The organism is Arcobacter sp. AHV-9/2010 (assembly GCF_004116575.1).
Classification (GTDB): Bacteria; Campylobacterota; Campylobacteria; order Campylobacterales; family Arcobacteraceae; genus Aliarcobacter; species Aliarcobacter skirrowii.
Map to the genome: position 1 here is coordinate 181,757 of NZ_PDKH01000001.1, position 25,057 is coordinate 206,813.

Annotated in this window: 29 protein-coding genes; 6 read left to right on the forward strand and 23 right to left on the reverse strand. The window is 28.8% G+C overall.

Annotated features, from left to right (window positions below):
* Position 1: 1 nt before the first annotated feature.
* The 7 genes from atpA to CRU94_RS01035 form a co-directional block, all read right to left on the reverse strand.
* Positions 2-1,519: a F0F1 ATP synthase subunit alpha gene (gene atpA / locus CRU94_RS01005; protein ID WP_129104975.1), complete on the reverse strand. Its 1,518-nt coding sequence runs from the start codon at positions 1,517-1,519 to the stop codon at positions 2-4.
* Positions 1,520-1,541: 22 nt separating this feature from the next.
* On the reverse strand, positions 1,542-2,072 hold the full coding sequence (locus CRU94_RS01010; RefSeq protein ID WP_129104976.1) for a F0F1 ATP synthase subunit delta: 531 nt from the start codon (positions 2,070-2,072) through the stop codon (positions 1,542-1,544).
* A complete protein-coding gene (locus CRU94_RS01015) occupies positions 2,072-2,587 on the reverse strand; it encodes a F0F1 ATP synthase subunit B (protein ID WP_129104977.1) in 516 nt (171 codons plus the stop codon). The genes CRU94_RS01010 and CRU94_RS01015 overlap by 1 nt, the downstream gene beginning before the upstream one ends.
* 9 nt (positions 2,588-2,596) lie before the next feature.
* Positions 2,597-3,019 carry a F0F1 ATP synthase subunit B family protein gene (locus CRU94_RS01020; RefSeq protein ID WP_129104978.1) on the reverse strand — a complete coding sequence of 141 codons (423 nt, stop codon included), beginning with the start codon at positions 3,017-3,019 and terminating at the stop codon, positions 2,597-2,599.
* A 106-nt stretch (positions 3,020-3,125) separates the two neighbouring features.
* Positions 3,126-3,989 carry a ParB/RepB/Spo0J family partition protein gene (locus CRU94_RS01025; RefSeq protein ID WP_129105460.1) on the reverse strand — a complete coding sequence of 288 codons (864 nt, stop codon included), beginning with the start codon at positions 3,987-3,989 and terminating at the stop codon, positions 3,126-3,128.
* 22 nt (positions 3,990-4,011) lie between these two features.
* Positions 4,012-4,788, reverse strand: coding sequence for a ParA family protein (locus tag CRU94_RS01030; RefSeq protein ID WP_129104979.1), 777 nt, complete (start codon positions 4,786-4,788; stop codon positions 4,012-4,014).
* A complete protein-coding gene (locus tag CRU94_RS01035) occupies positions 4,785-5,420 on the reverse strand; it encodes a biotin--[acetyl-CoA-carboxylase] ligase (protein WP_129104980.1) in 636 nt (211 codons plus the stop codon). The genes CRU94_RS01030 and CRU94_RS01035 overlap by 4 nt, the downstream gene beginning before the upstream one ends.
* A 69-nt stretch (positions 5,421-5,489) precedes the next feature.
* Between CRU94_RS01035 and CRU94_RS01040 the strand changes: the two genes are divergently transcribed.
* Positions 5,490-6,383, forward strand: a complete 894-nt coding sequence (locus CRU94_RS01040; protein ID WP_129104981.1) for an AEC family transporter — start codon at positions 5,490-5,492, stop codon at positions 6,381-6,383.
* A gap of 28 nt (positions 6,384-6,411) precedes the next feature.
* Here CRU94_RS01040 and fmt read toward each other — a convergent pair whose 3' ends face one another.
* The 6 genes from fmt to dnaG form a co-directional block, all read right to left on the reverse strand.
* Positions 6,412-7,329 (reverse strand): methionyl-tRNA formyltransferase, encoded by a 918-nt coding sequence (fmt, locus tag CRU94_RS01045; protein ID WP_129104982.1) that lies wholly within the window; start codon positions 7,327-7,329, stop codon positions 6,412-6,414.
* A gap of 9 nt (positions 7,330-7,338) precedes the next feature.
* On the reverse strand, positions 7,339-8,100 hold the full coding sequence (gene proB / locus CRU94_RS01050; protein ID WP_129104983.1) for a glutamate 5-kinase: 762 nt from the start codon (positions 8,098-8,100) through the stop codon (positions 7,339-7,341).
* Positions 8,101-9,186: a GTPase ObgE gene (obgE, locus tag CRU94_RS01055; protein ID WP_129104984.1), complete on the reverse strand. Its 1,086-nt coding sequence runs from the start codon at positions 9,184-9,186 to the stop codon at positions 8,101-8,103.
* Between the two features lie 73 nt (positions 9,187-9,259).
* The gene (gene rpmA / locus CRU94_RS01060; protein ID WP_129104985.1) at positions 9,260-9,517 is read right to left on the reverse strand and encodes a 50S ribosomal protein L27; all 258 of its coding nucleotides are present in this window, start codon (positions 9,515-9,517) and stop codon (positions 9,260-9,262) included.
* 28 nt (positions 9,518-9,545) lie between these two features.
* Positions 9,546-9,863: a 50S ribosomal protein L21 gene (rplU, locus tag CRU94_RS01065; RefSeq protein WP_129104986.1), complete on the reverse strand. Its 318-nt coding sequence runs from the start codon at positions 9,861-9,863 to the stop codon at positions 9,546-9,548.
* 106 nt (positions 9,864-9,969) lie between these two features.
* On the reverse strand, positions 9,970-11,604 hold the full coding sequence (gene dnaG / locus CRU94_RS01070) for a DNA primase (protein ID WP_129104987.1): 1,635 nt from the start codon (positions 11,602-11,604) through the stop codon (positions 9,970-9,972).
* A 78-nt stretch (positions 11,605-11,682) separates the two neighbouring features.
* Between dnaG and CRU94_RS01075 the strand changes: the two genes are divergently transcribed.
* The 3 genes from CRU94_RS01075 to aroC are packed head-to-tail and all read left to right on the forward strand — an operon-like array spanning position 11,683 to position 14,533.
* Complete coding sequence (locus CRU94_RS01075) at positions 11,683-12,732, forward strand: tetratricopeptide repeat protein (RefSeq protein WP_129104988.1); 1,050 nt, start codon at positions 11,683-11,685, stop codon at positions 12,730-12,732.
* 47 nt (positions 12,733-12,779) lie between these two features.
* Positions 12,780-13,454 carry a ribonuclease III gene (gene rnc / locus CRU94_RS01080; protein ID WP_129104989.1) on the forward strand — a complete coding sequence of 225 codons (675 nt, stop codon included), beginning with the start codon at positions 12,780-12,782 and terminating at the stop codon, positions 13,452-13,454.
* A 2-nt stretch (positions 13,455-13,456) separates the two neighbouring features.
* Positions 13,457-14,533, forward strand: a complete 1,077-nt coding sequence (gene aroC / locus CRU94_RS01085) for a chorismate synthase (RefSeq protein ID WP_129104990.1) — start codon at positions 13,457-13,459, stop codon at positions 14,531-14,533.
* Positions 14,534-14,552: 19 nt separating this feature from the next.
* Here the strand turns inward: aroC and ppk2 are convergent, their stop codons facing one another.
* Positions 14,553-15,458, reverse strand: a complete 906-nt coding sequence (gene ppk2 / locus CRU94_RS01090; RefSeq protein ID WP_066350534.1) for a polyphosphate kinase 2 — start codon at positions 15,456-15,458, stop codon at positions 14,553-14,555.
* Between the two features lie 37 nt (positions 15,459-15,495).
* Positions 15,496-15,810: an MTH1187 family thiamine-binding protein gene (locus CRU94_RS01095; RefSeq protein WP_129104991.1), complete on the reverse strand. Its 315-nt coding sequence runs from the start codon at positions 15,808-15,810 to the stop codon at positions 15,496-15,498.
* A gap of 70 nt (positions 15,811-15,880) precedes the next feature.
* Here CRU94_RS01095 and CRU94_RS01100 point away from each other — a divergent pair, with 70 nt between their 5' ends.
* Entirely contained in the window at positions 15,881-16,222 is a 342-nt protein-coding gene (locus tag CRU94_RS01100) for a hypothetical protein (protein ID WP_129104992.1), read from the forward strand.
* Here the strand turns inward: CRU94_RS01100 and msrA are convergent.
* The 3 genes from msrA to CRU94_RS01115 are packed head-to-tail and all read right to left on the reverse strand — an operon-like array spanning position 16,219 to position 17,322.
* On the reverse strand, positions 16,219-16,704 hold the full coding sequence (gene msrA / locus CRU94_RS01105) for a peptide-methionine (S)-S-oxide reductase MsrA (RefSeq protein ID WP_129104993.1): 486 nt from the start codon (positions 16,702-16,704) through the stop codon (positions 16,219-16,221). The two genes, CRU94_RS01100 and msrA, sit on opposite strands and share 4 nt — an antisense overlap.
* Positions 16,705-16,715: 11 nt before the next feature.
* Positions 16,716-16,943 (reverse strand): DUF2798 domain-containing protein, encoded by a 228-nt coding sequence (locus CRU94_RS01110; protein ID WP_129104994.1) that lies wholly within the window; start codon positions 16,941-16,943, stop codon positions 16,716-16,718.
* 19 nt (positions 16,944-16,962) lie between these two features.
* A complete protein-coding gene (locus CRU94_RS01115) occupies positions 16,963-17,322 on the reverse strand; it encodes a methionine-R-sulfoxide reductase (protein WP_129104995.1) in 360 nt (119 codons plus the stop codon).
* Between the two features lie 77 nt (positions 17,323-17,399).
* Between CRU94_RS01115 and CRU94_RS01120 the strand changes: the two genes are divergently transcribed.
* Positions 17,400-17,741, forward strand: a complete 342-nt coding sequence (locus tag CRU94_RS01120) for a DsrE family protein (RefSeq protein WP_129104996.1) — start codon at positions 17,400-17,402, stop codon at positions 17,739-17,741.
* Positions 17,742-17,757: 16 nt separating this feature from the next.
* Here CRU94_RS01120 and CRU94_RS01125 read toward each other — a convergent pair whose 3' ends face one another.
* The 5 genes from CRU94_RS01125 to purL all read right to left on the reverse strand — a co-directional run bounded on the left by CRU94_RS01125 (position 17,758) and on the right by purL (position 25,051).
* Positions 17,758-17,973: a 2-hydroxymuconate tautomerase family protein gene (locus CRU94_RS01125; RefSeq protein WP_129104997.1), complete on the reverse strand. Its 216-nt coding sequence runs from the start codon at positions 17,971-17,973 to the stop codon at positions 17,758-17,760.
* Positions 17,974-17,989: 16 nt separating this feature from the next.
* Positions 17,990-19,267: an adenosylmethionine--8-amino-7-oxononanoate transaminase gene (locus CRU94_RS01130; RefSeq protein WP_258237344.1), complete on the reverse strand. Its 1,278-nt coding sequence runs from the start codon at positions 19,265-19,267 to the stop codon at positions 17,990-17,992.
* Positions 19,264-21,183 carry an ABC transporter substrate-binding protein gene (locus CRU94_RS01135; protein WP_258237345.1) on the reverse strand — a complete coding sequence of 640 codons (1,920 nt, stop codon included), beginning with the start codon at positions 21,181-21,183 and terminating at the stop codon, positions 19,264-19,266. Before CRU94_RS01135 ends, CRU94_RS01130 begins: the two co-directional genes overlap by 4 nt.
* A 43-nt stretch (positions 21,184-21,226) precedes the next feature.
* The gene (gene purH, locus CRU94_RS01140) at positions 21,227-22,759 is read right to left on the reverse strand and encodes a bifunctional phosphoribosylaminoimidazolecarboxamide formyltransferase/IMP cyclohydrolase (protein WP_129104999.1); all 1,533 of its coding nucleotides are present in this window, start codon (positions 22,757-22,759) and stop codon (positions 21,227-21,229) included.
* Between the two features lie 78 nt (positions 22,760-22,837).
* Positions 22,838-25,051: a phosphoribosylformylglycinamidine synthase subunit PurL gene (purL, locus tag CRU94_RS01145; RefSeq protein ID WP_129105000.1), complete on the reverse strand. Its 2,214-nt coding sequence runs from the start codon at positions 25,049-25,051 to the stop codon at positions 22,838-22,840.
* Positions 25,052-25,057 lie beyond the last annotated feature (6 nt).

Genomic DNA, 25,057 nt, shown 5'->3' on the forward strand with positions numbered 1-25,057 from the left:
CTTAATTTGCATTAAATACAGTTTTAAACTCTTCTAATGCAGCTTTTAATTTTGACTCTGTGTTTTCATCAAGTTTTTGACTTGATTTAATTGCACTTAAAATATCTGAATATTTTTGCTCAATAAACAGATGTAACTCGTTTTCAAATCTTACAACATCTTTAACTGCAACATCATTTAAGTACCCTTTAGTACCAGCATAAATAATCACTATTTGTTTTTCAATAACAAGTGGTTTATTAACACCTTGTTTTAAAACTTCAACCATTCTTTGACCAAGCTCTAACTCTCTTCTTGTAGCTTCATCAAGATCTGATGCAAATTGTGCAAACGCCTCAAGTTCTCTATATTGAGCAAGTGAAAGTTTTAATGTTCCAGCAACTTGTTTTGTAGCTTTAATTTGAGCAGCTCCTCCAACTCTTGAAACTGATAAACCAACATTAATTGCAGGTCTAATACCTGAGTTAAATAGGTTTGTTTCTAAGAATATTTGTCCATCAGTAATTGAAATTACGTTTGTTGGAATATAAGCAGCAACGTCTCCAGCTTGAGTTTCGATAATTGGTAACGCAGTCATAGAACCAGCACCTTTTTCATCACTCATTTTTGCAGCTCTTTCAAGTAATCTTGAGTGTAGATAGAATACATCTCCTGGGTATGCTTCTCTTCCTGGAGGTCTTCTTAAAATTAATGACATCTCTCTATATGCAACTGCATGTTTTGATAAATCATCATAAATAATTAGTGCGTGTTTTCCATTATCTCTAAAGAATTCACCCATTGTAACACCTGTATATGGTGCTAAGAATTGTAGTGTTGCAGAATCAGCAGCCGATGCATTTACAACAATTGTATAATCCATAGCTCCAGCATCTTCTAATGTTCTAACAACAGAAGCAACTGAAGATGATTTTTGTCCAATTGCAACATAAATACAAACAACATTTTCACCTTTTTGATTTAAAATTGTATCAATAGCAACTGTAGTTTTACCAGTTTGTCTATCTCCAATAATTAACTCTCTTTGTCCTCTACCAATTGGAACTAATGCATCAATTGCTTTAATACCAGTTTGTAATGGCTCGTGAACAGATTTTCTTGACATAATACCAGGAGCTTTCTCTTCAACATATCTTTTTTCAGTTGCGTTAATAGCACCTTTACCATCAATTGGTTCACCAAGTGCATTTACAACTCTTCCAACTAGTGCTTCACCAACTGGAACTTCAAGAAGCTCACCTAGTCTTTTACAAGAAGTACCTTCTCTAAGACCTAAACCTTTTCCAAGAACAACGATACCAACTGAAGACTCTTCTAAGTTTGCAGCCATACCTTTTTCACCGTTTTCAAACTCAACCATTTCACCAGCCATAACATTCTTAAGACCGTAAACTTGAGCAATACCATCTGCATAAGAAATAATCTTACCAGTTTCGTTTACATCTACATTTAATTCAAAGTTATCAATTCTCTCTTTAATAATTGAACTGATTTCATCTGCTTGAATTTTTGCACCCATTCAAATTTCTCCTTTATAAGTTCTAAACTGCTTTTAAAATATGATCGATTAACTGAGTTTTTAATCTATCTTTAGAGAAAGATATTTCAACACCTAGTCCATCTATATCAACTTTAATTCCATCATAATCACAAACATTTTGAGATAATGAAAGTTTCACATCAAATTTCTTACTAAATTGTTCTTCAATTGAACTAACACTTTTAGCTGGAAGCTCTTTATTTGTATAAATAACTCCAATAAAACTATTATTTAGTTTTGCAATTTGATTTTTTAATTCTGCTGCAACAAATGGAATAATATCTAATCTTCTTTTTTCACCAAGAAGTTTGATAAAGTTTTCCAAAGATCTTTCAGGTTTTTCAACCATCGATAAAATAAACTCTACTTTAGCTGTTTCATTTACAGTTGAAGATGCTATTATAGATTTAAACTTATCATTTAAAAAAGCTTTTGCAACACCATCTAGTTTTTCACTAAAACTCGTAATTTCACCAAGATCTCTTGCTTCAAGCAATGCTTTTACATATCTTTTTGCTATTAAATCCTTCATTATGCTACCTTTTTAAGAACAATGTTTACTAACTCATCTTGTGATAAATTAATAGTATCTGAATTTAATAGCTCTTCAAGAATTGAAGCTACAACATCTTTTTTTACTCTTGAAAGTTCAACTTTCATCATTTCATCAAAATTTTTATTTAAATTTGCAATCTCTGTTTCAACAGCAACTAAAACTTTTTGTTTTATAGCTTCTACATCAGATTTTGCATCTTCAACAATCTCAGCTGCAATTCTTTTTGCATCTTCTGATTTTTTAATTGCTTCTTGTTTTTTCTCTTCTGAAGCTCTTTTAGTATCTTGAACTTTATCAAGTTCAGCTTGGATACTCAAAGTTCTATTTGAGAAAAATGCTTTAATTCTATGAGCAAGTAAATACCATAAAATCGCTGCGAATATAACAAAGTTAACGGTTCTTTGAACTATATCATAGTTCGTTTCCGCACCTTCACTTGCAAATAATGCAACTGGAACCATAGCCATAGCTAATAATAATCCTTTTATCATTATCACTTCCTAAATCGAGTTTAGCTTGTTTTTCAAGCTATTGTTAAATTGAGGCATTGATGACAATAAAGAGGTTTTTAAATTCTCTGCTTCACTTTGTAAGCTATTTTTAAATTCAGCTACTTTTGTATCTAAATTTAATTTTTCACTTGCAAGTTTAACATCAGCACTATCTTTAGCTTCTTTGTAAGCTTGCTCTCTAATAGCTGCTGCTTCTCTTTTAGCTTTTGAGATAATCTCATTGGCTTCCACTAAAAGCTCATCAACATCACTACTGTTTGATTTTGCTTCTTCTAAATCACTTTTAATTTGAGCTGATCTCTCATCCATGTGATTTAATAGTGGTTTGAATAGACAACTATTAAGTCTAGCAACAACTAAAAGAAAGATGATAGCTGTGCTAAGCATTAGTATAGGACTTATGTCTAACATTCATTCCTCCATATTTTTACAGTTTAGTTTAACTAAAACGTTTAAATTCTATCAAAATATTCTATAAGGAAATATTAAAAGTGTGAAAATTTCTATTTTTTTTATATTATTGTAGATTTAAGTAACTAATTATTCTATCAATATCATCTTGAGAATTAAAAGTAATTTTAATTGAGTTTTTATCAATCTTTGCTTTGATTTTATCATTTTTTAAAACTTCTAAAAAATTATTCAAAACTTCAGTATTGTAACTATTAGTAACATTTTTTTTCTCATTAATATCTTTAGTAATTTTCTGTTCTTTTATATCTTTTATTAATTTCTCAACTTCTCTAACAGATAAATCCTCACTAATTATTTTATCACAAAGTTGTTTTTGAATATTAGAATCTAAACCTATCATAACTTTTGCATGACCAGCGCTTAATTTTCCAGAAGATAAAAATTGTTGAACATATGAACTTAATTGTAAAAGTCTCAAAGTATTTGTAATTGAAGCTCTACTTTTAAACACTTTTTTTGATAACTCTTCATGAGTGATATTGTGTTCATTTATAAGTTGTGCATAACAAAATGCTAACTCTATAACATTTAAATCTTCTCTTTGAATATTCTCTATTAAAGCATGCTCTCTTAATTTTAACTCATCTATATTTGTAATAATCGCACTAATCTCTTCTAAAGAGGCTAATTTATGAGCTCTAAGTCTTCTCTCTCCAGCAATTAAAGTATATCTTCCATTATCATTTTCAACAACAACAATGGGTTGTAAAAGTCCATGCTCTTTTATAGAGTCACTCAACTCTTGAAGTTTTGTCTCGTCAAAAACTTTTCTTGGTTGATTTGGATTTGCATCAATTAATGCGACTTCAATTTTTTTAACACCACTACTATTTGAGTTTGAATTTGAATTTTCATAAGCAGTTTCAACTTCTCCTAAAAGCTCACCTAAGCCTCTTCCTAGTGCCATTTTACCACCTAATTTCATTTTCCTATCCTACTATTGCTTTTGCTAAATTTTCATAAGCTTTAGTTCCAATACTTGTTACATCATAAAGCATTATTGGTTTACCAAAACTTGGACTCTCTGCTAATTTTATATTTCTTGGAATTACAATATAAGAATCATCTCCTAGTTTAAATAGCTTACTCTCAAAATGTTGTGCCAAATCAGCAAAAACTTGTTTTGAAAGGTTATTTTGTGAACTATACATTGTTGGTAAAAAACCTTTTATCTCAAGATTTTTATTTATAGTTTGCCTAACTAATTTTATTGTATTTAATAGCTGTGCCAAACCTTCAAGTGCAAAGAACTCACACTGAATTGGTATTAATACAGATGTTGAAGCACCTAAAGTATTTATTGTAATTGGTCCTAAAGCTGGAGGTGAATCTATAATAATATAATCATAATCATCTTTTATAGTATCGATTTTTCTTTTTAATACAAGCTCTCTCTCTTTTGTATTTTTATAAAACTCTTTTTCGATACCAACAAGACCAATGTTTGAAGGAGCAACTTTTAAATTATCTATTTCAGAGTCTAAAATTATTTCAGAAAGCTCTTTTGTTCCAAGCATAACATGATATATATTGTATTCATAAGTATCTCTATGAAAACCTAAAGATGTTGTTGCATTTGCTTGTGGATCTGCATCAATTAATAACACTTTTTTCCCATTTAGTGCAAGTGCAGCACTAAGATTAACAGCTGTAGTAGTCTTTCCTACTCCACCTTTTTGATTTGCTATTGAAATAATCTCTGTCATCTTAAACTAAATACCTTTTTATCGTTAATTTGTATAGAACCATCACCATTTAAAACTGCATTTTCAAGTGAAACTTTGATACCATCAATTGTTGCTTGAAATTTTTTTGAATGTCTAAATTCTACCTTAAAAAGACTAAAAATTTGCTTCCATTCAATTTTTTTAGAAATATTTTCAAAATACTCATTTAAAAGTTCATCAATATCTATCTTTATATCCAATTTTCCAAAATCACTATTTGGTTCTTTTAAATTGATTCCAATCCCACAAAAAAGAAGATCTTTTGTCGTTGAAGTAATTGCTCCACCAATTTTTTTATTTTCTATATAAAAATCATTTGGCCACTTTAAAAATAGTTTAGAACCTTTTTGTGTAAATAACTCTTTTAAGATATATGTAAAATATATACTAGCACTTTGCAAAGGTAAATCACTTGGTAAATCGCTTTTATTTAAAACAAAAGAGAGAAATAGATTCCCAAGAACTCCTTGCCAACTATTTCCTCTACTTCCTATTCCATTAGTTTGTATATCTGATACAACGCAAATAGGCTCTTTATAGCCATTTTTACTAATATAATCTTTTAAATAAAGTTGTGTTGAATTAACTGTTTTTAATCTTATAAATTTCATTTGCAAATTATATATAATTTTATTAAAAGAGTATATTAATTATAATCAAAATTTTGAAGGAGAATTTTAATGCTAGACCCTGTTTTACCGATTGCTTTATATTTGTTATTTGGTTACTTATATAAACTATTTTTTCAAGATAATTCAAAACAACTTGTAGATTTTATTATCTATTTTTCTCTTCCTGCAATTGTTTTTTCAAAAATTTATCCTTTGGATTTAAGTTTTGATCATTTGCTTCTAATTTTAATGTTTAATGCAATTATTCTATTTAATTTACTGCTATCTTTTTTAATAGGTAAACTTCTTAAATTAGAAAAAATTTATCTTGCTACTTTTGTGATTATGGCAACTTTTGGAAATACTTCATTTATAGGTTTTTCTTATATTGATGCTTTTTATGGACAAGATTTTATAGTTTATGGACTTATTTATGATATTTTTGGTTCATTTTTACTTTTAGTTTCTGTTGGTATGTTTATAATCACTTGGGGAAGCGGAAGAAAAAATAGTATCACATCTATTTCAAAATCAATCTTTTTATTTCCTCCTATGATAATATTTTTTGCAACATTAATTGCAAAAAACTTTGAAGTTCCAAACTTTTTAATACACACAACAGATAATTTAGGCTCAACTTTAGTTCCTATTGCAATGGTAGCTATTGGAATGAAACTTCAACTAAAACATATATTTTCAAAACTTCATATTGTAACAATTGCTGTAATTTTAAAGATGATTTTTGTTCCTATAGTTGTGTTATTTTTATTTAACTATTTTTATAATTTAGATGAAACTTGGATTAAAGTTACAATTATTGAAGTTGCAATGCCACCAATGACTATGGCAGCAGTTTTAGCTATAAAAGGTGGATTAGATGAGAAAATTGCAATTAATAGTTTGGTTTTAGGTGTTATTTTAAGTCTATTTACAATTACTATATTTACAAGCTATTTAGCATAAATTACAAAAGCATTTATATGCTTTGTAATTACTCTAAAATATCTCCAATTTCCAATCTTTGTCCTCTAATATACTCAACAGCATTTATAGCTTTTTTGGATGGAGCTTGAATTGTTTTAATTTTTAAACTTCCATTTGAGCAAGATACAATAATATAATCTTTTGATATCTCTAAAATTTTCCCAGCTTCATTTTTTGAACTCTCTTCAATAAGCTCAATATCCTTTATTTTTAAATCAGATTTTAAAAATATTGTTGGCCAAAAAGAGTAAGCTTTATATTTTAAAAATAGTTTTTTTGCATCAAAAAAATCAACTAATCCATCCTCTTTTTTTATTTTTTTACAAAAAGTAGCTTCACAGTTGTTTTGTTTTAATGGTTTTATATTTTCAAAATTGTCTAAAGTTGTAATTGTAAGCTTAGCTGCTAATTTTGATAACTTTTCAAATGCTTCATCTACAAGTAGATTATCATTTCTTAAATATGAAAATCCCAACATATCTCCACAGTCAAGACCCTCTTCCATAAACATAGAAGTAACTCCTAAATATTTATCATCATTTAAAATACCCTCTTGAATAGGACTTGCTCCTCTATAATTTGGTAAAATTGAAGCGTGAAGATTTATACAAGGAGCAATATTTAAAATATCTTTTGGAAGAATTTGTCCATAAGCTGCAACAATAATAAAATCTGGTTTTAAATCCAAAATTGATAAATATGCAACTAAATTATCTTTTAGTTTTTTGGGTTGAAAAATTGGTATCTCCAACGAGTTATCAATACAAAACTGTTTTATATGTGGAGGTGTAAGAAGTTGTTTTCTGCCTACTGGTTTATCCTCTTGAGTGAAAATTCCAACAACTTCATATTTACTAGCTAGAAGCTCTTTTAAAATCTCAGTTGCATAAGATGGTGTCCCCATAAATAAAACTTTTTTACTCAAAATATATCCTTATTTTTTAAATAGTGTTCCACTATTATGTATATTATTTAATAAAAAATCATAAGCATTTTTTAAATCAAATCCACTACTTAGATACATAGGAATATTTTTTTGCATTAAAAAATCTGCCGCTTTTAGTTTTGTTACAATTCCACCTGTTGCAAAAAGCGAATTAGCACTTGGCTTTTTATCAAGCTCATCAGCGCTTATTTCATTTACAATTTTTTGAAGTTGTGCATCACTAAACTCTCTTGGATTTTTATTATAATATCCATCAATATCTGTTAAAATTGCAAGCATATCGGCTTTAAAATAGTGTGTTACATAAGCTGCTAATTGGTCATTATCTCCAATTAACTCCTCTGTTGAAATAACATCATTTTCATTTATTATTGGTAAAACGCTGTTTTGAAGCAATATCTCCATAACATTTTTTGCATTTTGACTTCTCTTTCTTGAATCAAAATCATCTGCAATAAATAGCATTTGAGCAGCTATTATATTATATTTTGAAAACATCTCTTGATAAGTTTTCATCAATTTTGGTTGACCAATAGCAGCAAGAGTTTGTTTATTTGCTAAAATAGTTTTATCAAGTTTTAACTCTGTATAACCAGCTCCAACTGCACCTGAACTTACCAATATTACATCTAAATTTTTCTCTATTTTTAATTTTGCAATTAACTCAACTAAATTTTGCATTCTTTTAATTGCTAATTCATTATCTTGAGTTAAAACAGCAGTACCTACTTTAATAACTAACCTTTTCATCTACTTTCCTTGCATTCCATATAGTGCAAATGTTAAAGCTTTTATATTTGTCTTATTTAATGATGATATTGGTAAAACAAAATATGGTTTACTACTATCATATTTTGAGAATATTAAATCTTGAACAAAATATGGTAACTCCTCATCAAATTTAAACTCATTTTTATTACTAGCTTCTAAATTTAACTCTTTTAAAAAGTTTTTAATATCCTCTTTTAAATCTTCTCCATAATAAGCATCTATTTTACTTAAAGCAATAGCAAAATTTCTTTGTGATAACTCTTGAGAAAACTTTTGTAACTCCTCTTTTAAAACTCTATATTGATCAATCATTGTTCTATAATTTGCAACATCAATTACAAATAGAAGTGTTTTTGTTCTTTCAATATGTCTTAAAAACTCCAATCCTAGACCTTTTCCTTCACTAGCTCCATCAATAATTCCTGGAATATCGGCCATAACAAATGAGCTATAATCTCCAACATTTACAACACCTAGTTTTGGAGTTAAAGTTGTAAACTCATAGTTTGCAACTTCTGGAGTTGCATTTGAAGTTACTGAAATCAGAGTTGATTTTCCAACATTTGGATAACCTACAAGCCCAACATCAGCAATTAATTTAAGCTCTAATCTTATATTTTTAGTAACTCCTGGAAGTCCTGGCTGAAAATATGTCGGTGCTTGATTTCTTGAGTTTTTAAAGTGAACATTTCCAAGCCCACCTTTTCCACCCTCTAAAAAAAGAACCTTTTCTCCAATTTCAAGTAAATCAAATATAACTTCATTTGTGTCATCATCAATTACTTGTGTCCCTGGAGGAACAATTAAAACTAAAGGGTCAGCAGATTTTCCTGTTTTTTGTCTTCCCATTCCAGGTTGACCTTTGTCAGCTTTAAAAACTCTTCTTCCTTTGTAAAAAGATAGAGTATCTGTATTATTATCTACTAAAAAGTAAACATCTCCACCTTTTCCACCATCTCCACCATCAGGACCACCCTGAACTATGAACTTCTCTCTTCTAAAAGATGCACAACCTTGCCCACCTTTTCCACTACTTACACTAAATCTTGCACTATCTATAAACATAGTTTTCCTTTATAAATAAAAAAAGGGTGTATGGCAAAGCATACACCCTTTTTCAAAAAGCTAAATCTCTTATTTACGAAGCAGCGTAAACAGAAACTTTTTTTCTTTTTTTGTCTTTAATTTCAAATTTAACAACACCGTCAATTAAAGAGTAGATTGTATGATCTTTACCCATTCCAACATTGTTACCTAAATGAACTTTTGTTCCTCTTTGTCTAACGATGATGTTTCCAGCACTTACAACCTCTCCACCATATTTTTTAACTCCAAGTCTTCTACCAGCTGAGTCTCTATTATTTTGAGTACTACCTTGACCTTTTTTGTGAGCCATTTTATTTCTCCTTAAATTTGATTATTGCTTAAGCAGCAATTTTTGTAATTCTAATTTTTGTGAAGCTTTTTCTAAACCCTCTTTTAAGTTTAGAGTCTTTTCTTCTTCTTTTTTTGTAAATTACAACTTTTTTCGCTCTGTTTACACCAGTTCCATCAAGAACTACTACTGCTTCAACTTTAGCATTAGATACTGCATCTCCAGTTTTTAATTCACCGTTATTTACAGCTATAACATCAGTTATCTCTAAAGTCTCTTTTGCAGCCTTTCCAGTGTAATCAATGTCTAAAATATCACCTTCAGATACTTTATATTGCTTCCCACCACATTTGATAATTGCGTACATCTTCTTTTCCTCTTATTTTTTACAAGCATAATTTTGGCTTAATTTATACTATCTTTTTAATTTAGAACGGGAATATTACCTAAGATTTTATTAAAGTTAGTTTAATTTATAGATTAAATTTTGTAAGTTTTCCCTGTTTTAACTCATATAAATTATCTTTTATTTTTTTAATTAAATTAACTTTTTCCTTAAAATCAATATTTGTTTCATATGATAGACTAAGAAGTTTATTTGAATAAAATTTATATAAAAGAACCAATAACTCTTTGTTTAATCTCTCATCATCATAAACTTCAAGTTTATCATTCAATAAAATTTTATTTAATACAACATCATTTATATCATTTAAGAGTGCTTTAAACTCATCTTCGTGATGCTCAAACATAGAAGGAGTTACTAAATCCAAAACCATATCTAACCTTTTTGGATTATCTAAAATTGATTTTATAATACAAAGCTCACCTATATCATAAGCCATTAAATTTTGTTGATTTTTTCTAGTTACATTTTTTGAAGTAGAGATCATGTTCTCTTTTATATTTAATTTTTGGGCAATATATCTTTTATACTCCTCTTGAAACAGAATATCTAAGGTATTTAAATAATCATTTGAATCTTTTAGTGCTTTTTTCTTCTCAATTGGATTTGAGATATCATATGAATCTATTATGTAGTCCAAAGCAAAATTTATAAAGGGTTTTGGTTCTAAAAACTTTTTCTCAAGCTCATTTATTTTATTATCTTTAACCATATCAGCTGGATCATTTCCATCTTCAAAAACTGCAACCCCACCATCAAATCCACTTTGACTAAGCATCAAAGAGGCTTTAAAAGCAGCATTTAATCCAGCTTTATCTCCATCATAAGCTAAAATAATTTTTGGTTCACCTCTTCTTAAAAGTGGAAGATGATCTTTTGTAAGAGCTGTTCCTAATGTTGCAACTGCATTTGAAAACCCTGCTTGATGAAGCATTATTACATCCAAATAACCTTCACAAACTATTAATTTATTTGTTTTATAGATTTTCTCTTTTGCTAAATGGTAACCATATAAAAGTTTTGATTTATTAAATATTTGTGTTTGAGGTGAGTTTACATATTTTGCACCATGATTTGTTAAAGTTCTACCACCAAAACCTACAAGTTTACCATTGATAGAGTATATTGGAAAAATTACTCTATCAATAAATCTTGCATATAATCCACTATCTCCTTGGCTAATAACTCCTAACTCAATAGCATCATTTAGGTTATAATGATTTTGTTTTAAAAAATCTATAGTTGAGCTTGAACTAGATGCATAACCTATTTCAAACTTCTCTATAAATGATTCAAAAACGCCTCTTTGTTTTAAATAATCTTTTATTGAATCATTTGCAATAAACTGTTTTTGGTAAAAATTTTTAATAGCATCAATTACTTTTGTATCAGTTTTTTTAGCACTACTCTCTTCATATTGAAGAGTAAAATTTGTAAGATTTGCTAACTTTTCAATAGCTTCAGGGTAACTGAGTTTTTCATACTCCATTACAAATTTGATACTATCTCCACCAACTTGACAACCAAAACAGTGATATATCTGCTTTGATGGACTTACAACAAATGATGGTGTATCTTCATTATGAAATGGGCAACAAGCCTTAAAATTTGCTCCATTTTTTTTTAATTCAATATATTGTGAAACTACATCTACAATATCTAATTGATTTTTTAAACTCTCTATTGACTCTTTTTTTATCATGGCGCGAATTATACTCTTTTATTTTTTTATATGTACTTTTATGATAATATGATTTTTTAAAATTTAAAGAGGACTTCAATGGATAGTTTAATTTTAGGATATAGAGATCCAATAGTTGGTGTTATTTTTTTCTTTTTTCTTATTTTTTTAATATCATTTATAACTTACTCTTATGGACTTTATAAAGAGAGAGAGGGAAGAAAAGAGTATAGAAAACTATCAAAAAGATTTGAGCTTGGTAAATTAAAAGAGAATGACTATGTTAATTTATACAAAACTTATAATCTTCCTTTTGACTCTATTTTACTTTTAGCAAATACATTTTTACATAAAGGTGATTTAAATAGGGCAATTAGTGTATATTTAGCACTATTAGAAGTTGTTCAAGATAGAGTAAAAAAAGAGGAACTACTTGAAGTTTTAGGAGCTACATATTTAAAAGGTGGTTTTCTACAAAGATCAAACGATATATTTCTTCAAATTTTAAAATTCTCTCCAAGAAATAAAAATGCATTAACTAACCTTATTTTAGTAAATGAGAAGATGAAAAACTATACAAAAGCTAAAGAGATATGTAACTCTTTAGAGGAGTTAGATGTTGATTTGAGTTTAGAAAAAATCTATTTTGATTATATGATTATTTTAAATGACTCTGTTTTAACAAATGAAAAAAGAACAAAAAAACTATATGAGTTATACTTAGATAATAAAGTTTTAGAGAGAGTTTTTTTAAATTTTATAATAAATTTTAATAAAGAGTTTTTTTATAAAAATATAAATAAGTTCAATTTTGAAGATATAATTGATATTTTATGGTATTTACCAAAAGATGAAATTGATTTTAAAGCTATTGAAAACATACCATTTTTACAAGAACTTTACACTTCAAAAGGGTATATAAATAGTGTGGACTCTAGTTTAGATTTTGATTTAGATCTATTGATTTTAATAAATAGACATAAGGATAGAAAAAAAGGTGATTTAAATTTTGAATTTATATGTAGTTCTTGTAAACAATCCTCTCCATTTTTTGATACAAGATGTCCAAATTGCCACTCTATTTTATCTTTAAAAGTTAAACATCACTTAGTAAAAGGTTTCATTAATACAAACCAATCACTACAATAAAAATAGTATATTTTTGATATACTTACAAAAATTTTAAAAGGAGCAATATGAGCGATTATTCAAAACTTGAAAAGTGTTTGGATTATCAGTTTAAAAATAAAAACCTGATAATCGAAGCACTTACACACAAAAGTTTCAAAAAACCATACAACAATGAAAGATTAGAGTTTTTAGGAGATGCTGTTTTAAACCTTATAGTTGGAGAGTATTTATACACAAAATTTCCAACTTCAAATGAGGGAGAGCTTTCTAAAATAAGAGCTAGTTTGGTAAATGAGACTGGATTTACAAGATTAGCAAATGAGATAAATTTGGGTGATTATATATTTATCTCAAATGCTGAAGAGAGAAATAAAGGAAGAACAAAATCCTCAATTCTATCAGATGCTTTTGAAGCTATTATGGGAGCAATATATTTAGAGAGTGGTTTAGATACTTTAAAACCAATTATTTTAAATCTTCTTGAAAACTCTTACGATAAGATAAATTTAGATGTTTTATTTAGTGATTATAAAACTGCACTTCAAGAGATTACTCAAGCAAAATTTGCATCAATTCCTGAATATGTTATTGAAGGATCTTATGGACCTGATCATAAAAAAGAGTTTGAAGTATCTATTTGGATAGATGGTAAGAACTTTGGAAAAGCTAGCGGAAAAAGTAAAAAATTAGCACAACAAGCAGCTGCAAAAATTGCTATAGAAAAATTAAAAGAGGATTAATATTGAATACATTTGGACATAGATTTAGATTTACAACTTTTGGTGAATCTCATGGGAAAGCCCTTGGTTGTATAGTTGATGGAGTTCCAGCTGGAATAAAAATTGATGAAGAGTTTATTCAAGGTGAAATGAATAGAAGAAAACCAGGTCAAAATGAGTTTGCTACAAAAAGAAAAGAAGGCGATGTTGTTGAGATTTTAAGTGGTGTTTTTGAAGGGTATTCAACTGGCACAAGCATTGCTATGATTATTTTTAATGAGAACCAAAAATCAAGTGACTACTCAAATATAAAAGATTTATTCAGACCAGGTCATGCTGATTTTACATATTTTAATAAATATGGAATTAGAGATTATAGAGGTGGTGGAAGAAGCTCGGCTCGTGAAACAGCAGCTAGAGTTGCAGCAGGAGCTATTGCAAAACTTCTATTAAATGAGTTAAATATTGATATAAGAAGTGGAATTTGTGAAATAGATGGTATAAAAGCAGATAGTTTTAACTTTGAAAATGCTAGAAATTCAGAAATTTTTGCACTTGATTCAAATGTTGAAGATGCTCAGAAAAATGCTATTTTAAAAGCCAAAAACTCTCATAATAGTGTTGGTGGAGTAGCACTTATAAATGTAAAAAATACTCCAATAGGTTTGGGAGAGCCAATTTATCATAAATTGGATGCACAAATTGCAAATGCAATGATGAGTATAAACGCTGTTAAAGCTGTTGAAATTGGTGATGGAATTTTAGCATCTAGAGTTTTGGGATTTGATAACAATGACCAAATAAGAAAAAGTGGATTTAAAACAAATCATAGTGGTGGAATGCTTGGTGGAATTTCAAATGGCGATGATATAAATGTAAAAGTACATTTCAAAGCTACTCCATCTATTTTTATAGAACAAGATACAGTTGATATTTATGGAAATGAGGTAGAGTGCAAATTAAAAGGAAGACATGACCCTTGTGTTGCTATAAGAGGAAGTGTTGTTGCTGAGTCTATGATGGCATTAGTTCTTGCTGATATGCTTTTATTAAATTTGTCATCAAAAGTAGAAAATATTAAAAAAGTGTATAAAAACTAATTTATACACTTTTTATGTTTTATATTAAACCTTGAGTTATTCCTGCTTTTTTCTTATAATCCATAATTTCTAGCTCTCTATTTGCTGTAATTACAATATCTTTATCAACTTCATAATCAAGTCTAGGATCTCTTCCTTCATAATCAACAGAGTTTAAAATAACTTTAATTGAATTTAGTCTTGCTAAAAATTTTGTATCACTTCTTATGATTGTCCATGGAGATTTTTCAGTATTTGTTCTTTTTAACATATCATATTTTTTTTGAGTGAACTCTTCCCACCTGCTTTGCATTTGTAAATCAATCTCACTTAATTTCCACTGTTTTAAAGGATTCTCTTCTCTCTCTTCAAATCTTCTTGCTTGCTCCTCTTTTGAAACAGATAGATAAATTTTTAAAAAGTGAATACCATGATCAATCAAATCCTCTTCAAATCTTTGAACACTATTCATAAATACTTCATACTCTTTTTGTGTACAAAATCCAAAAACAGGCTCTACCATAGCTCTATTGTACCAACTTCTATCAAATATTACTATCTCTCCACCTTTTGGAAATTGCTCTACATATCTTTGAAAATACCATTGTGTTTTTTGAACATCTGAAGGTTTTCCAAGTGCAACCACTCTATAATGCTTTTCATTCATATATCTAGTAATTCTTCTAATAGCTCCACCTTTTCCAGAAGCATCTCTTCCTTCCATAAGTATAATCATCTTTTCATTATGTTTTTCAAGATGCTCTTGAAGTTTAATTAACTCTACTTGATATGGTTTTAATATCTCATCTTTTGTTCTATATATAAATTTTGAATGTATTTCACTTAAAAAACTTCCATTTCCCTCTTCTAGTTTTGCTTTAAACTCATCTAAACTCATATTTGCATTTAATCTACGACTTTTTTCATAAAACTTGTCAAATGACATAATCTCCCCTTTTTAAAATTTTTTTATTATACTAAAACTATTTAGAAACTTCCCCAATATGCTTCTCTACGGATTTTATTTTACTCTCTATTCTATTTTCACCACTAATTCTTATATCAAAACTAAGAGTCGCATAAACTCTACTGCATCCTAACTCTTCAAGCTTTAAATAACAAAGATTTACTAAATCCAAAAGCTCTTTTAATGTTTTTGCCTCAACTATTGTACTCATTGATGTTAATTGATATTTTAATCCACTATTTTTTATTATATTTAAAACTTCTGAAACCTCTTTACTTTTACTTCCAACTGTGTTTGTTGGAAACATTGCTAAACTCATTAAAACTGACATTAAGCATCCTTTAAATTAATATTTTAAATTGTTTTGCTAGTATATAAAAATTTAAATAAAAAGGATCTCTATGCAACTAGACGTAACAGCTGAAGTTATATTATCACAACTTGGATACTCAAATAATGAAGGATCTTTAAAACAGGCTCAAAAAGCAATTGATGTTACAAAAGGTTATGAAAAATTTGCAAAACATATCTTAACATTAAATGATCAATTAAAAAAATTAAATTCTTATGTTGGTTTATCAAATAAAACTGACTATTTTAAAATAAAATGTGATGAAGCTGATTCAGATGAGATTTTAGAAGAGTTTCACGATGCTGTTTGGAAATGGGCAAAAAAATATAATGTAGATATAGAGAGATTGGATAAAAAACCAATCTACTATATCTTAGGTGTTAGTAACTAGAAAATTTTTCTATAGGCGTGACAATAAGGGAGTTTTCCTGTTTTGTTATAGTAATTTTGATGGTAATTTTCAGCTTTATAAAAAGTTACTTCAGGGTATAAAGTGGTTGCCACTTTGTACCCTTTTTTTTGTAAAGTAGCTATCAAATTTTGTGATATGCTTTTTTGCTCTTCATTGCAATAAAATATCGCTGAAAGATATTGGGAACCTATATCTGGACCTTGACCATTTGTTTGAGTAAAATCATGTATTTCAAAAAATAGCTTTGCTAAAGTTTCAAAATCAACAACACTCTCATCATAAACAAGCTCAACAGTTTCTAAATGAGCACTAAATCCACTTGAAACAATCTCATATGTTGGATTATCTACAAACCCTCCCATATAACCAGAAACTACACTTTTTACACCATTTTGTTTTTGAAAATAGTACTCTACTCCCCAAAAACAACCACCAGCAAAATATGCTTTTGCTTCTTTCATAATAATCCTTTTTAATCTTGTTTTACAATAATATTTACAGCTTTTCTTACATTTGGAGCAACAAAAACTATTATAGGAATTGCACAAATTGCAGCTTTAAAAAAAGCTTCCATCCATCTATAAAAAAAACCATCTACTAATCCTAAATTTATAAATGTAATAATAAAGCTCATAATGAAGCTCATTACAGTTCCCATAATTAAAGCAAATATATATTTATCATATTTTTTATCTATCATTAAAAATCCTTATAATCATCTATTTTTTAATAAATTTTAGTGACACAGAATTAACACAGTGTCTAATATTTTTTGAAGTAAATCCTTCGTTTTCAAAAACATGCCCTAAATGTCCACCACAAGATGCACAAACAATCTCAACTCTTCTTCCATCGGCATCTAAAACTCTTTTTATAGCACCCTCTATCTCATCATCAAAACTTGGCCAACCACAAGATGATTTAAATTTATCTTCACTTCTATAAAGTTGTGAATCACACTTTTTACATAAATATACTCCATCTTCATAAAAATCGTTGTAAACTCCGCTAAAAGGATACTCTGTTCCTTTTTGTTCTATTACATATCTCTCTTCATCATTTAATTGATTATATTTCATCTACTCTTTTCCTTTTAAATAGTATTATATTTATTTAAAAAAATATTATAACTTTATCAATTTAAGGAGAAGGTAAAATGCAAAAAGAAAACCTACTAATAGTATGGTCAAATGCAGATATTGAAGTTGCAACTAATTTTCCACTTTTATACTCAAGTGTGGTTTTAGAGCGAAATTATTTCAAAACTGCTCATTTGATGCTTTGGGGTCCATCTATTTTACTTGTAAAAGATACTTTTATTCAAGAGAAACTAAAACATATTTTAAGCACAGGTGTAAAAATGAGTGCTTGTATTGTTTGTGTTGAGGATTATGGGGCGAGAGAGGAGCTAGAAAAACTAGGAATTGAGATAACTCACACAGGTGAGCTTTTAACAAATGCTCTAAAAGATGAGAGCTATTCTGTTTTAACTGTATAAAGTAAGCAATATTTGCTTACTTGCTAGAAGTTTTTCTAATATTAGTGATACTTTTTCCACCAATTCCATAGTTATCACAAGATAGCTCTTCAATAATTACAACTGCACTTTTTGCGCCTCTTCCATCAAAAGTATCTGCAAATAGTTTTGTGATTCCCTCTATTAATCTCTCTTTTTGCTCTTTTGTAGCTCCGCCATCTTCATGTGTCATTTTAATATTTATAACTGGCATTTCAAATCCTTTAAACCTATCTGTTTTTTATCTCTAAATATTTAATAGCTTCAATCATAGTCTTAGTTATTTTAAACAACTCTTTTTTAGTAATTGTGTATGAAACAATTGAGTAAAAAAGTTTTCCAAAAGGACGAAGCCAAACACCATTTTGAACACAAAAATCCTGCAATATTGAAGCATAATCACTACTTTTTAATTCAATAACAGCAATAGAGCCAATAACTCTTACATCATAAACTATAGAGTTATCTTTTAATATCTCTAACTCTTTTTTAAAATGCTTCTCTATTTTTTCTACTCTTTTTTTCCAAGGTGAGTTTAAAAGCTCATCAATACTAGCACTTGCAACACTACAAGCTAATGGATTTGCCATAAAAGTTGGTCCATGCATTAATACACCAATAGAGCTTGAAGAGATTGTATCACTTATAGTTTTACTTGTAAGCATAGCAGCCATTGTTAAAGTTCCACCTGTAAGACCTTTTCCAATAGTTAAAATATCTGGTTTTATATTTGTATGATTAAAAGCAAACATCTCTCCTGTATGCCCAAAACCTGTTGCTATCTCATCAAAAATCAATAAAATATCATATTTTTCACAAAGTTTTTTTGCCTCTTCAAGATATTTTGGATTATAAATTCTCATTCCACCAGCTCCTTGAACAACTGGTTCAACTATGAAAGCGGCTAATTCATCTTTATGTTTTTCTAATTTATCTTCTAAATCTTTTAAAGCTTCACTAAAATCTGATTCAAATCCTAAATCTGGTGCTTTTACAAATATATTTTTGCTTAAATAATCTCCATATAAAGAGTGCATAGAGTTTTTCGGGTCACAAACGCTCATTGCCCCTAAAGTATCTCCATGATATGAATTTTTTAGTGCTAAAAACTTATATCTATCTTTAGCTTTTGCTTTTTGGTACAAAATAGCTGTTTTTAAAGCAACTTCAACACAAACACTTCCACTGTCACAAAGAAATACCGAGTTAAGTCCTGTAAGTTTTACTAATTTTTGTGCTAAAGTAGTTGCTGGTTCGTGAGTTAATCCACCAAACATAATATGAGGCATAATTTTTGCCTGTTTTTTCAAAGCTTTATATATTTTTTTGTTATTATATCCATGAATTGCACTCCACCAAGAGCTCATTGCATCAACTAAAACTCTTCCATCTTCTAAAAAAATCTTACAATTTTTTGTCTTTTTAACAGCCCAAATAGGAGTTTTTGATGGTAAAGAGTTGTAAGGATGCCAAATGTGATTTTTATCTATTTCTAAATTAATTTTCATCTCTTTGCAATATCCAAAACAATTGTAAGTTTTGCTCCTTTATAAAGTTGTTGTTCATATGTAAAATCACAATTTACCATAAATATACTACCTTTCATATGTTTTGTAATAATTTCGCTTGACATATAAAGCCCTATTCCTGTCCCATTATATTGATGTTTGGTTGTAAAATATGGTTCAAATATCTTATTTATTATCATTTCAGGAACACCTAAGGCATTATCTAAAAACTCAATATGTACTCTATTTTTTATAATTTTTAGATTTATTAATATCAATTTATCTTTAATATTTTTTTCAAAAAAAGCATCTTTTGAATTGTTTATTGCATTTATGAAAACTTGTATAAGCTCTGTTTCATAACCATAAATATCAATTTCTCGCTCTTTAAATACTACTTTTATATCATTTTGCTCTAAACTTAATTTTGTAAGTTCAATACTTTTTTGTATAGCCAAACTCAAAGAGAAAACCGCTTTCTCTTTTTGTGGTTTAAAAAAATATCTAAAGTCATCAATTGTTTGAGATAGATAGTTAGATGTACTAACAATTTGTTCTAAAGCCTCATTCAACTCTTTATTCTCTAGTATATTTAAATCATTTTTTAGCTTCAAAGTGCTTGCTCTTGTACTAATTATAGATAATGGTTGTCTCCACTGATGAGCGATATTCTCTATCATTTGACCCATAGAGATCATCTTTTGTTGTTGAGCTAGAATTCTATCTTTTTCTAAATTTATCTCTAACTCTTTTTTTATTTTATTTGCTAACTTTTTATTTACATCATGCAATCTTTTTGTTTTTAATTTAACTAAACTTTTTAATCTTTTATTTGCATTTTTAAGAAGATATTGTCTATAAAAAATCACAAAAAATATTATAGAAATAATAAATAAAAATTTAAAAAGAGATGATAAATTGTAATAGTCACCAAAATTTAAAATAAACCACTCATTTAGTTTATTACTATTTTTAAAAGCAATAAACTCTTCTACTTTAAACTCTTTTTGAATAAATCCCATAATATTGTATAAATCATATATTCTTTGTACTTTTTCCTCTTTTATATTCCCTAAAATACTATTATCTAAATATGCTAATTTTTTTAACTCATTTGCTTCAAAAATCAACTCTTCTAATCTTAAATCTTGAGTATTATACCCTGTAAATATGAGCCTTGCTGTCTCTTCTATATTATTAAATGCTTCTTCCCAGCCTTTTAAACTAGCATTTCTAAATTTTAGTGCAATATCTGGATTAAAATCTATCATACTTTTATTTGTATATAAAAAATCACTATACATATCAAACCCATAATCTCTAGGAGCAAAAGTTATGTACTCTATACCATGTTGATTTAACCAATATGGAGATTTCGAACTATATGCAGTCATTAAATCAACTTTATCATCTATTAAATCTTGAATATTATGAGAGTGAGGAATTAGTTTTATATTTTTTATATCGATTTTTCTTGAAGTTAGCATAGCTTTTAAAGATACCTCAATAGAGTCATCACTAGTTATCATTAGTTTTCTATTTTTAAAATCTTCTAAAGATTTTATATTTGAACTTTTTTTAGCAATTATTTGAATAGGTGAGGCTTGAAAAAGTGCCATTAGTACAACAATATTTTCATAGTTTGATTTATCTAAGATAAGATTTTCTCTACCTATTGCAAACTCTATTTCTGCATCATTTACACTTTTTACAATATTTTTATCAAATGAAAATGGTAAAATTTCAACATCTAGCCCAACTTCCTCATAAAACCCTTTCTCTTTTGCAACATAATAACCAGCATATTGAAATTGATCAAACCATGCTAGTTGTAACTTAACTTTTGTTAAATCTTTTGAAAAAAGAGTTGTATGAAGAAGAAGTATTAAAAATATATAAAACTTGAAATTTTTCAAAATATACCTCATTTTTAATCTATACCAAAATTGGTATAGATTTTTAGTGTAAAAAGTGTCTAATTCCTGAGAAATATAGAGCCATATCATATTCATTAGAAGCTTCAATAATCTCATCATCTCTAATACTTCCACCTGGCTCAATTACACACTTAACTCCAGCTTTTTGTGCCTCATCAATACTATCTCTAAATGGGAAAAATGCTTCAGATGCTAAAACAGCTCCAGTTACATCTAACCCCATATCAGCGGCTTTTCTAAGTGCTGCTTTAGAAGCATCAACTCTAGATGTCATACCCATACCAACAGCTACCATTGCAGAGTTTTTAACATACACAACACAGTTTGATTTTGTAAGTGATGCAATTTTATATGCAATTTCCATATCTTTTATCTCTTGTTCACTTGCAGCTCTTTTTGACATAAGCTTAGAGTTTCTAACCTCATCATCTGCAACTTTATCAGCCTCTTGATATACAAATCCACCATCAACTCTTTTGAAATCAAAACTATCATTTGCTAGTTCTAAATATTTTGTTCCTTGAGAGAATAGTTTAATTCTTTTTTTAGTTTCAAAAACTTCAACTGCATCTGCAGTAAAATCAGCTGCAAAAACAACTTCAAGGAAAATTTCATTCATTTTCTCTGCTAATGCTTTATCAACAGTTCCATTAACAGCAACTACTCCTCCAAAAGCACTTACAGGGTCACATTTTAAAGCTTCAATATATGAGTCTAAGAGTGTATCTTTAATAGCAAATCCACATGGATTTCCATGTTTTACTATACAAACAGCATTGTCAGTTCCAAACGATGCAGCAATTCTAGCAGCTCCACTAATATCACCCATATTATTAAAACTTGGCTCTCCTTTGATTACTTTAAATTTATTTGAAAATTGAGATTCAAACTCATATAAAGCACCTTTTTGATGTGGATTTTCTCCATATCTTGTATCAAACACTTTAGATCCTACAATAAATTGTTTATCTCCAAATCCATTGTTAAATCTTCTGTTCATATAGTTTGCAATCATAGAGTCATAAGAAGCTGTGTGCTCATAAGCTTTAATCATTAAATCTCTTCTAAACTCGTAAGTATTTGTATTATTTTTAAGATTATTTAATACTAAATCATAATCAGCAACATCTGTTACAATAATCACGCTATCAAAGTTTTTAGCAGCACTTCGCACCATTGCTGGTCCACCAATATCAATATTTTCAATAATCTCTTCAAAATCATTAGTTTTTTCAATTGTTGCTTTAAATGGGTATAAATTTACACAAACTAAATCAATCCCTTCTACACCTAACTCTTTTGCCTCATCAAGATGAGATTGTTTATCTCGTCTATGCAAAATTCCACCATGAATATATGGATTTAAAGTTTTTACTCTACCTTCAAAACACTCAGGAAATTTTGTAACTTCATTTGCTTCAATTACAGCAACCCCTTCATCTTTTAATTTACTATATGTTCCACCTGTTGAAATAATCTCATACCCAAGTTTTACAAGCTCTTTTGCAAAATTTACAACTCCACTTTTATCACTTACACTAATTAATGCTCTCATAGTACTCCTTTTTATAATCTAATTTAAATAAAAAAAGCCAAACCTATTTTTAGGCTTGGCTTTTTAAAACTAATCTTTTTATTGATCTTGTTCTATAACTTCTTTAAATCTATTAAAATAGATTTTACTTAAATCACTAATATTTTTATAAATATCATTTATTATAAATTTATCTCCACCAGTTTTTCCAATAGCTACATAAGAAACTCTGTTTTTAGAAGCTAGTTTTTCAAAAGTTTCACAATTTGAAGGATTTACTTCAACTATTGCTCTACTTAAAGATTCACTAAAAATATCTTTTGAATCTTCAAGTGATATATTTGCTTCAACTCCAATATTTCCTACAACTGCCATTTTTGCTAAAGATATAGCAACTCCACCAAGATTTACATCTTTAGCACTTTTTAATAGTTTTGCTCTGTTTGCTTCAATTACTGTATTCCATAAAGCTAACTCTTTTTCAAAATCAACTTTTGGGTGAACTCCAGCAACTTTTCCATAAAGTTTTTTTAGATATAAACTTCCACCAAATTCACTATAAGTATCACCTAAAAGATAAAGTATATTTCCACTTTCTTGAAGTTTTGATGGAAGCACATTTTGTGCATCTTCATTTACTCCAACCATAGCAATTGATGGTGTAGGAAAAACGCTAACTCCATTTGTTTCATTATATAAAGATACATTTCCACCAATTACAGGAGTGTTTAATGCTCTACAAGCATTTTTAATACCTTCACAACTCTCTTTAAACTGCCACATAACCTCTGGATTTTGTGGATTTCCAAAATTTAAACAATCTGTAATAGCTTTTGGAACAGCTCCAGTCATAGCAACATTTCTACCACTCTCCATAACAGCAGCAGCAGCTCCTAGTTGTGGATTTATATAACAAAATCTTGTGTTACAATCAGCACTCATAGATAGAGCTTTTCCAGTCTCTTTTATTCTAATTGTAGAACCATCTAAACTTCCTGGTCCTTTAATTGTATTTGTCTGAACCATTGAGTCAAATTGAGAGTAAATCCAAGATTTATCTACAACTTCCATATCACAAAATAACTCATCAAAAGCAACTTGATTTGAAATTTGTTTATCCATATTTACATTTGAAATAGTTTTTAAGTACTCTGGCTCACTAACTGGTCTATCAAGAACTGGTGCCTCCTCTGAAACAGGTTGAACAGGAACATCAGCAACTTTTTCACCGTGCCAAAATAGTTCCATATTTCCAGTATTTGTAACCTCTCCAATAACAGCAACATCTAGTTCCCATTTTTCAAAAATATCAATAATAGCTTGTTCACAACCTTTTTTTGCACAAATTAGCATTCTTTCTTGTGATTCACTAAGCATAAAATCATAAGGAGTCATTCCTTCTTCTCGTGCTGGAACTTTATCTAAATGCATAATCATTCCACTACCACTTCTTCCAGCCATCTCAAATGAGCTTGATGTAAGTCCAGCAGCTCCCATATCTTGAATACCAACAATTAAATCAGCTTTAAATAGCTCTAAACAAGCCTCTAAAAGTAGTTTTTCAGTAAATGGATCTCCAACTTGAACAGTTGGTCTTTTGCTTTCACTATCTTCAGTAAAAGATGCACTTGACATAACAGCACCACCAAGACCATCTCGTCCTGTTTTACTTCCAACATAAATAACTGGATTTCCAATTCCCTCAGCTCGACCATAAAAAATCTCATCAGCCTTTGCAAGACCTAAAGTAAATGCATTTACAAGATTATTTCCAGCATAACACTCTTCAAAACTTGTCTCTCCACCAATAGTTGGAACTCCCATACAATTTCCATAGCCACCAATTCCAGCAACAACACCTTTTAATAAGTATCTATGTTTTTTTGCAGTTTCACTGTTTCCTTCAATTGAAGCAAATCTAATTGAGTTCATACTAGCAACTGGTCTTGCACCCATTGTAAATACATCTCTTAAAATCCCACCAACACCAGTTGCAGCTCCTTGATAAGGCTCAATAAAGCTTGGATGATTGTGTGATTCCATTTTAAATACAGCAGCATATCCATCACCAATGTCAATAACTCCAGCATTTTCACCAGGTCCTTGAATAACCCATGGTGCTTTTGTTGGGAAACCACTTAAATATTTTTTACTTGATTTATAAGAGCAGTGCTCGCTCCACATAGCAGAGAAGATACCAACTTCAACATAGTTTGGTTCTCTTCCTAATATTTTTTTTATATTTTCAAACTCATCTTTTGTTAAAGAGTGCGCTAGCGCTATCTCTTCTATAGTTAGGTCTTTTTTTTGCATTTTTCG

Bases quoted from the DNA above. Each gene is read 5' to 3' on its own strand.
- CRU94_RS01030 (WP_129104979.1), bottom strand. From the start codon at position 4,788: ATGACAGAGATTATTTCAATAGCAAATCAAAAAGGTGGAGTAGGAAAG.
- CRU94_RS01095 (WP_129104991.1), bottom strand. From the start codon at position 15,810: ATGTCAGTTTTAATGAGTTTAGCAATGTTTCCAACAAACACAGTTGGA.
- CRU94_RS01100 (WP_129104992.1), top strand. From the start codon at position 15,881: ATGCAACTAGACGTAACAGCTGAAGTTATATTATCACAACTTGGATAC.
- CRU94_RS01130 (WP_258237344.1), bottom strand. From the start codon at position 19,267: ATGAAAATTAATTTAGAAATAGATAAAAATCACATTTGGCATCCTTAC.
- ppk2 (WP_066350534.1), bottom strand. From the start codon at position 15,458: ATGTCATTTGACAAGTTTTATGAAAAAAGTCGTAGATTAAATGCAAAT.
- CRU94_RS01120 (WP_129104996.1), top strand. From the start codon at position 17,400: ATGCAAAAAGAAAACCTACTAATAGTATGGTCAAATGCAGATATTGAA.
- CRU94_RS01125 (WP_129104997.1), bottom strand. From the start codon at position 17,973: ATGCCAGTTATAAATATTAAAATGACACATGAAGATGGCGGAGCTACA.
- rplU (WP_129104986.1), bottom strand. From the start codon at position 9,863: ATGTACGCAATTATCAAATGTGGTGGGAAGCAATATAAAGTATCTGAA.
- CRU94_RS01110 (WP_129104994.1), bottom strand. From the start codon at position 16,943: ATGATAGATAAAAAATATGATAAATATATATTTGCTTTAATTATGGGA.
- obgE (WP_129104984.1), bottom strand. From the start codon at position 9,186: ATGTTTATAGATAGTGCAAGATTTAGTGTAAGTAGTGGAAAAGGTGGG.
- purL (WP_129105000.1), bottom strand. From the start codon at position 25,051: ATGCAAAAAAAAGACCTAACTATAGAAGAGATAGCGCTAGCGCACTCT.
- rnc (WP_129104989.1), top strand. From the start codon at position 12,780: ATGAGCGATTATTCAAAACTTGAAAAGTGTTTGGATTATCAGTTTAAA.
- CRU94_RS01010 (WP_129104976.1), bottom strand. From the start codon at position 2,072: ATGAAGGATTTAATAGCAAAAAGATATGTAAAAGCATTGCTTGAAGCA.
- atpA (WP_129104975.1), bottom strand. From the start codon at position 1,519: ATGGGTGCAAAAATTCAAGCAGATGAAATCAGTTCAATTATTAAAGAG.
- purH (WP_129104999.1), bottom strand. From the start codon at position 22,759: ATGAGAGCATTAATTAGTGTAAGTGATAAAAGTGGAGTTGTAAATTTT.
- CRU94_RS01035 (WP_129104980.1), bottom strand. From the start codon at position 5,420: ATGAAATTTATAAGATTAAAAACAGTTAATTCAACACAACTTTATTTA.
- CRU94_RS01025 (WP_129105460.1), bottom strand. From the start codon at position 3,989: ATGGCACTAGGAAGAGGCTTAGGTGAGCTTTTAGGAGAAGTTGAAACT.
- CRU94_RS01115 (WP_129104995.1), bottom strand. From the start codon at position 17,322: ATGAAATATAATCAATTAAATGATGAAGAGAGATATGTAATAGAACAA.
- msrA (WP_129104993.1), bottom strand. From the start codon at position 16,704: ATGAAAGAAGCAAAAGCATATTTTGCTGGTGGTTGTTTTTGGGGAGTA.
- proB (WP_129104983.1), bottom strand. From the start codon at position 8,100: ATGAAAAGGTTAGTTATTAAAGTAGGTACTGCTGTTTTAACTCAAGAT.
- dnaG (WP_129104987.1), bottom strand. From the start codon at position 11,604: ATGATAAAAAAAGAGTCAATAGAGAGTTTAAAAAATCAATTAGATATT.
- CRU94_RS01040 (WP_129104981.1), top strand. From the start codon at position 5,490: ATGCTAGACCCTGTTTTACCGATTGCTTTATATTTGTTATTTGGTTAC.
- CRU94_RS01075 (WP_129104988.1), top strand. From the start codon at position 11,683: ATGGATAGTTTAATTTTAGGATATAGAGATCCAATAGTTGGTGTTATT.
- CRU94_RS01020 (WP_129104978.1), bottom strand. From the start codon at position 3,019: ATGTTAGACATAAGTCCTATACTAATGCTTAGCACAGCTATCATCTTT.
- CRU94_RS01015 (WP_129104977.1), bottom strand. From the start codon at position 2,587: ATGATAAAAGGATTATTATTAGCTATGGCTATGGTTCCAGTTGCATTA.
- rpmA (WP_129104985.1), bottom strand. From the start codon at position 9,517: ATGGCTCACAAAAAAGGTCAAGGTAGTACTCAAAATAATAGAGACTCA.